Source organism: Aeribacillus sp. JST-2, from assembly GCF_056032925.1.
The window spans coordinates 24,499-31,037 of sequence record NZ_JBVVUU010000030.1 but is presented as its reverse complement, the minus strand read 5'-3'; the positions used below and the strand labels follow the sequence as shown (position 1 = coordinate 31,037).

Here is a 6,539-nt window from a genome sequence, read left to right as displayed (position 1 = left end):
TCTTCCGGAGGTAACGCGGAAACAAGCCATATTTACAGCAATCGTCCGGGACTCCGATCTATCATGCCCTGTCTGAATTCAAGGGATGGTAAAAAAAGGTATACATATTCGTCTGTCATGGCAAGGGATGAGAGTCCGAAAGCGCTTACGGATGAAATTCAAAAAAATGGTTCGCTAACCTATGACTTACATCTGTTTTCAGGAATCAAAAAAGTTCCCACAAAGTCTTGACTGACTCGATTATCTCTTTGTCCAATTTTCAGAGGATGAGAACCAAGAGAATCCAAAAGCACTAGAGGAATTGCAAAAGAATCCGATCTGGAAAAGCATTAATGCAGTTAAAAACGACAAAGTATTCGTAAACGTTGTGGATCCGTTGGCACAAGGCGGTACAGCATGGAGTAAAATTCAATTCTTAAAAGCAGCGACTGAAAAATTGGCAAATGAATGATGCAGGGCGGGAATCATAATATGCGCTTAAAGATTCCTATATCCATTCTCATTTTATGTTCTTCACCTATTGCGTTTGTGCTCATAGTTCTATTATCTATACTTTATGGAGCGAAAGATATAAATTTCGAAACGGTTTGGGAGGCGTTCTTTCATTTTGATCCGGAAAATGTAAATCACCAAATTGTAATACATTCCCGTTTGCCAAGAGCGATTGGAGCACTTTTAATCGGAATTTTCTTGGCCATATCTGGATCGATCATGCAGGGAATGACGAGGAACTATCTTGCTTCCCCTTCGATTTTGGGAGTTTCTGACGGATCGGTTTTCGCTATTACACTTTGCATGATTTTCATGCCGGATGCATCATCTTTGAGCATGATAATATTTTCACTACTCGGTTCAGCCATTGCTGTTGGCTTCGTCTTCGGCGTGGCGTCGCTTATGCCAAACGGAATGTCACCCGTTCGAATGGCGATCATCGGAACTATTATTGGAACGTTTCTCAGCAGTATTTCCGCTGCCTTGTCAACGTATTTTCAAGTATCGCAAAACATCAGTTTTTGGTATAATGCCCGGCTGCATCAGATGGATCCCTTTCTAATAAAACTTGCGATTCCTTTTGCAATTGTCGGGATCATAATGGCTCTTTATATTTCCAAATCGCTCACAATTCTTTCTTTAGGTGAAGAAGTTTCTGTAAGTTTAGGACAGAAAACGGTGTTGGTCAAAGCGTTAACAATGGCCAGCACCGTCATTTTGACTGGTATTTCTGTTACCCTGGCAGGAAATATTGGATTTGTTGGTTTAATCATTCCGCACATAACCCGATTTTTAATTGGAATCGATTATAGGTGGGTTATTCCTTGCGCCGGAGTACTTGGAGGTATTTTTTTAGCACTGTCCGATATTTTAAGCAGATTTTTGAATTACCCGTTTGAGACTCCTATTGGAGTTGTCACTTCCCTAATCGGAGTTCCTTTCTTCCTCTATTTAATTTACAAGAGAGGAGGAGGAACATATGCATAAACAAATGGCGAGACGATTTTGGACAGTGATGCTGATCAGTATAGTCTTTATTTTTGCTGCAATATATGTCAGCTTAACAAACGGTGAATTTGATATTAAAGTTATCGATATAGTAAAGACTTTGCTGCGGGTTGATCCCAATTCTGAGCATGATTTGGTCATATTTGAATTTCGCTTGCCCCGTATTTTAATAGCTTCATTGATTGGATTTGGTTTCGCAGTGGCGGGTGCAACCTTACAGGGGATCAGCAGAAATGGACTTGCAGACCCTGGCGTTTTAGGAATCAATTCAGGGGCAGGAGCCGCTATCGTTATTTTTATGCTCTTTTTTGAAGGACAAATAACGGGAAGCGGATGGCTGTCAACTTTGGCAATGCCGCTGTTTGGTTGGATAGGCGGACTGGCTTCAGCACTATTGATTTATTTATTCTCATGGCGAAATGGAAAACTAGATTCCGAACGTGCGATTTTGGTTGGAATTGCAATAGGATTTGGGTTTGGGGCCTTGTCTATGTTTTTATCCTTGAAAATGAACCCTCAGGATTTTGAAATGGCGACAGTTTGGTTGAATGGAAGTATATGGAATGCTAATTGGAAATACATTGTCTCTATTTTGCCTTGGCTCGTCATATTAGTTCCTATTATTATAAAAAAATCGTATATACTCGACTTGCTTCAATTAGGAGAAGATAGAGCAATAGGACTGGGAATTCGTACGGAAAAAGAAAAAAATGTGTTCCTTTTATGCAGTATCGGAATTGTGAGCGCTTGTGTCTCTGTGGCAGGAAACATTGTATTTGTCGGTTTGATAGCACCGCACATCGCCAAGCGTTTGGTCGGAATCCATCATTTTTGGCTAATTCCCGTCAGCGGAACGGTCGGCATGCTTATGGTCATTGTCTCCGATTATATTGCCAGAACTGTTTTTTCTCCAGCTGAATTGCCTGTCGGGATTGTCATTTCCATCATCGGTGTTCCTTATTTCATTTATTTATTATTTAAAGATAGTAAAAAATGAGAGTTTTCTAATGAAACGTGGAATTGTGTAAATGATTCATAAGTTCAAAGGTCATCCCGCATCATCTTACCTAATTATTTTCATATAGATGAGAATCATCGTTCGGCACCATTTTGGCATTACTAAGCGATGTCTTAAATACTAGGTAAAGTCTTATGAACCATAGAAGGTGATCCATTCAAAAAATCGGCTACCCATCAGGTTGTTTTAATGAAGGAAGAGCCCGTTTTGCCCGTCAGAGAATAGAGTACCAGTTGCGAATACATATGTTTGTCGGCTTTGGAAAAGAGGTTGAAATGTTCAGTTGGAGGGTTGTAATTTTTGCCCCGATGATATCAATCCATGATATGGAGGCGTTTAACCATGCATAGGAAAAAAGATAAACAAGCTGATGTGATGGACAAAGATACTGCTGGCCGAGAAGTTAGCATTCCGAGTACTGAACAATTTTTAATACGTTCAAAAGAAAATCGGCAATACAAAGTTTTGCTTGGTATACCTGATGTGCCTCCTCCTCCTTCAGGCTTTCCAGTTATTTATTTCTTGGATGCTAATGCTATATTCGGAACAATGTTTGAGGCAGTCCGTATCCAATCAAGGCGGCCCGAAAGGACAGGAATCGTTCCAGCACTAGTAGTCGGCATCGGTTACCATATCGAAAAACCGTTTTCTCCTGAACGCTATTATGATTTTACACTGACTCCGCCAGCTTCGGAATTGTATTCGAGACGAGAGGGGACAGACAGACCAGAATATGGCGGAGCGGAACAGTTTTTGCAATTTATTGATGGGGAGCTTAAACCGCTGATCGAAAGCAGGTTCAAAATTGATAAAGACAGACAAGCGATTTTTGGTCATTCACTCGGCGGCCTCTTCGTATTACAAACATTGTTTACAAAGCCGTACGCCTTCAATACGTATATCGCAGGCAGCCCGTCCATTCATTGGAATAAATCGCTTCTACTTGATGCAGAGCAAAAATTTATCTCTAGTCTAGAAAATGATAAGCATCATATACGATTATTAATCACTGTAGGAGAATTGGAAAAATTCCATAAAAGCGGCATGAATGCGAACGCTAAAGAGCTTGCAGAACGACTATTACGACTTGATCAAAACAATTTTCACGTGGAATTTAAAGAATTTGAGGATGAAGGCCATGTGTCCGTGCTGCCGGCGTTGATTAACCGTGCTGTGAGGTTTGCACTAAGCGAAAAGCAGGGCACATAATCTGTCAAGGCTCTTATCATGCTTAATAAAGAGAGCGAACTTTTTTCAAAAATTTGAACTGAACCCAAAAAGTTAGACACGGAAATTTAGGCAACTGTTTGGGCATGAATTCGGTATTACACCGGACTCATGCCTTTTAATTTTGCCTTATATGTGATTCAGCATGGAATTTTTGGAAGAAACTCATCAATTTCTTGAAGTGGGAATGTCGAGAAATAAATGGACATTTCAAAAATATGTGATTTTGAATTATTTTTGTTCGAAATAATATTTACAAAAATAGCGAATATATGTATGATAGGAAAATAAAAATAGAAATCATTACGATTTAGGAAGGTAAGAAAATGTTTCGATATGTTAAAAGCATATTAATACTTTTAACAACAATTTTTTTGCTTGTCGGATGCTCACAGTCTTCCTCAAAAGAAAAGGAGAAGAGCAGCAAAGAATTAACATTGCTTTTTAACTTTCCAACCAACACACTCGATCCGCATTTAGACACGAACTATACGATAGTTCGTGCGGGAGTAGGAGAGACGCTTGTCAAAATTAGTGAACAGCAAAAAATTAAACCTTGGCTTGCAGAAGAATGGAAAAGTAAAGATGGGAAAAACTGGACGTTTAAAATTAGAGAAGGTGTTACATTCCATAATGGGAAAAAAGTTGATGCTCAAGCGGTGAAGGCCTCGTTAGAAAGAGCAATCAACGATAGTCCATCTGTTCAAGCGGCATTAAAAATCAGCAAAATGGAAGCCGATGGTCAATTGTTAACGATTCAAACGGAAGAAGTATTCCCGCAATTTCCTTCAGAGCTCGTACATCCAAATACAGTGATCGTCGATGTTGATGAAAAAGATATTGATAAAAGGCCAATCGGTACGGGGCCATTTAAAATTTCTTCTTTTGAGCCTGGGGTAGAGCTGAAGGTCGAACGATTTGAAAAATATTGGGATGGCAAAGCAAAGCTTGAAAAAGCAACATTTGCTTTCAATGAGGATGCCAATGCACGGAAAATGGCGCTTCAATCAGGAGATGCGGACATTATTTTTAGACCGCCGGTAGAAAATCTTGAAAAATTAAAAGAAGAAAATGTAAAAATAGAATCAGTTCCAAGTTTGCGTACACATCAGCTGTTTTATAATATGAAGAGCTCCTATATGAAAGATGAAAATGTGCGGAAGGCGATGGATGCTTTAATAGATCGGAAGGAAATTGTTGAACATATTTTAAATGGACATGCCGTTGAAGCGAAAGATCCTTTTTTGGCTGGCTCTCCGTTTGCGCCATCCTATGAAGAAAAGGAAAGCGGAATAGAGGCGGCGAAACAGTATTTTAGTAATGCAGGCTTTCAAGTAGAAGACGGAAAAGTTACGAAAGACAGAAAGGCCGTTCGGCTTAAAGTACTGACATACGCATCGCGTCCTGAACTTCCTTTAATTGTACAAATTCTCCAATCAAAGGCGAAGGAACTTGGCATAGAGATGTCGATTCAGCAAGTGGAAAATATTGATGAGTATTTAGCGGCCAATGATGATTGGGATTTTGCTACATACAGCAGTGTGACGGCTCCGCGCGGAGATGCGGCATACTTTTTGAATGCGACATACATGCCGAACGGAGCGCTGAACTACGCGAGTATTAACCATCCAGAATTAACAGCTAGCATTCAACAATTGAACCAAACGGTAGACGTGAACGAACGGAACAATTTGGCGAAGAAAGCATTAAAAATCATTGATCAGAAGACTCTCCATTCCTTTATCTTACATCCAAATATTATTGTTGCCTATCGTGGCGGAGTAAAAAATTGGGTGACTAGTAAAAGCGAGTATTATATGTTAACAAAAGATTTGGATGTGGAAGGGTAAATGATTCAAGTAGCGAAACGATTCATAGAGTTCATCATATTTTTACTTCTGCTGTCTTTCATTAGTTTTATATTTATAAAACTAGCACCTGGCGATCCTGTCAAACAGATGCTTCAAGTAGATGAAGTGTCCGTTACGAAAGAACAAATTGAAGCGCTAAGAGAAGAACTGAAGTTACATGAACCTATATACGTTCAATATTGGTATTGGTTGAAACGATTTTTCGAGTTTGATTTAGGCCATTCCTATATAACAAAGCAGCCGGTAGTTTCTGAGTTGTTATCAAGGTTTCCTGCGACCATTACGCTCACATGCACTTCTTTAATCGTAATGATTCTGATTTCTATTCCTTTAGGCACTTTATCTGCACTCTATAAAAATAAATGGGTGGACCATATATGCCGTTTGTTTGCACTAGTCGGTTCATCCATCCCCAGCTTTTGGCTGGGGCTCCTTTTCATTGAATTATTTGCCGTTCAATTAGGGATATTGCCAAGCATGGGAAAGGGAACGATTCAACACGTCATCCTGCCATCCCTTACGTTAGGAATCGCGATGTCAGCTGTTTATGTCAGATTGCTGCGTTCCAGTTTACTAGAAAGCTTGAATGAGGACTATGTGAAAGCGGCAAGGGCAAGAGGGATTAGTGAAAAACGGATATTTTTATTCCACGTTTTCCGCCGTTCTTTAATTCCAGTCATAACGATTTTTGGTATGAGTCTTGGGAGTTTAATAAGCGGCACAGTTGTCATTGAAGTACTGTTTGCATACCCGGGAATTGGAAAAATGGTGGTAGATGCGATTATTCGCCGGGATTACCCGGTCATTCAAGGGTATGTATTGTTTATTACGATTTTGATTGTCTTGATTAATATATTCGTTGATATTTGCTGCCGTTATTTAAACCCTGAGATACGTTTAAAAGGAGTAGAGAGACGTTGAAA

The 6,539-nt window shown here is 39.6% G+C and carries 5 protein-coding genes and 1 pseudogene; all 6 read left to right on the top strand.

Going from position 1 to position 6,539, the window contains the following annotated elements; genetic code table 11:
* Positions 1-238 precede the first annotated feature (238 nt).
* Positions 239-451 (top strand): annotated as a pseudogene (locus AC0KTX_RS13145) (iron-uptake system-binding protein); the annotation flags it as partial.
* A 20-nt stretch (positions 452-471) separates the two neighbouring features.
* Complete coding sequence (locus AC0KTX_RS13140) at positions 472-1,479, top strand: FecCD family ABC transporter permease (protein WP_340786802.1); 1,008 nt, start codon at positions 472-474, stop codon at positions 1,477-1,479.
* A complete protein-coding gene (locus AC0KTX_RS13135; RefSeq protein WP_063388261.1) occupies positions 1,472-2,497 on the top strand; it encodes a FecCD family ABC transporter permease in 1,026 nt (341 codons plus the stop codon). The genes AC0KTX_RS13140 and AC0KTX_RS13135 overlap by 8 nt, the downstream gene beginning before the upstream one ends.
* Before the next feature lie 363 nt (positions 2,498-2,860).
* On the top strand, positions 2,861-3,727 hold the full coding sequence (locus tag AC0KTX_RS13130; protein ID WP_474252595.1) for an alpha/beta hydrolase: 867 nt from the start codon (positions 2,861-2,863) through the stop codon (positions 3,725-3,727).
* Positions 3,728-4,071: 344 nt separating this feature from the next.
* Positions 4,072-5,595, top strand: coding sequence for a nickel ABC transporter substrate-binding protein (nikA, locus tag AC0KTX_RS13125; RefSeq protein ID WP_474252594.1), 1,524 nt, complete (start codon positions 4,072-4,074; stop codon positions 5,593-5,595).
* The gene (gene nikB / locus AC0KTX_RS13120) at positions 5,596-6,537 is read left to right on the top strand and encodes a nickel ABC transporter permease (protein WP_066248451.1); all 942 of its coding nucleotides are present in this window, start codon (positions 5,596-5,598) and stop codon (positions 6,535-6,537) included.
* Positions 6,538-6,539 lie beyond the last annotated feature (2 nt).

Bases quoted from the DNA above. Each gene is read 5' to 3' on its own strand.
- AC0KTX_RS13140 (WP_340786802.1), top strand. From the start codon at position 472: ATGCGCTTAAAGATTCCTATATCCATTCTCATTTTATGTTCTTCACCT.
- AC0KTX_RS13135 (WP_063388261.1), top strand. From the start codon at position 1,472: ATGCATAAACAAATGGCGAGACGATTTTGGACAGTGATGCTGATCAGT.
- AC0KTX_RS13130 (WP_474252595.1), top strand. From the start codon at position 2,861: ATGCATAGGAAAAAAGATAAACAAGCTGATGTGATGGACAAAGATACT.
- nikA (WP_474252594.1), top strand. From the start codon at position 4,072: ATGTTTCGATATGTTAAAAGCATATTAATACTTTTAACAACAATTTTT.
- nikB (WP_066248451.1), top strand. From the start codon at position 5,596: ATGATTCAAGTAGCGAAACGATTCATAGAGTTCATCATATTTTTACTT.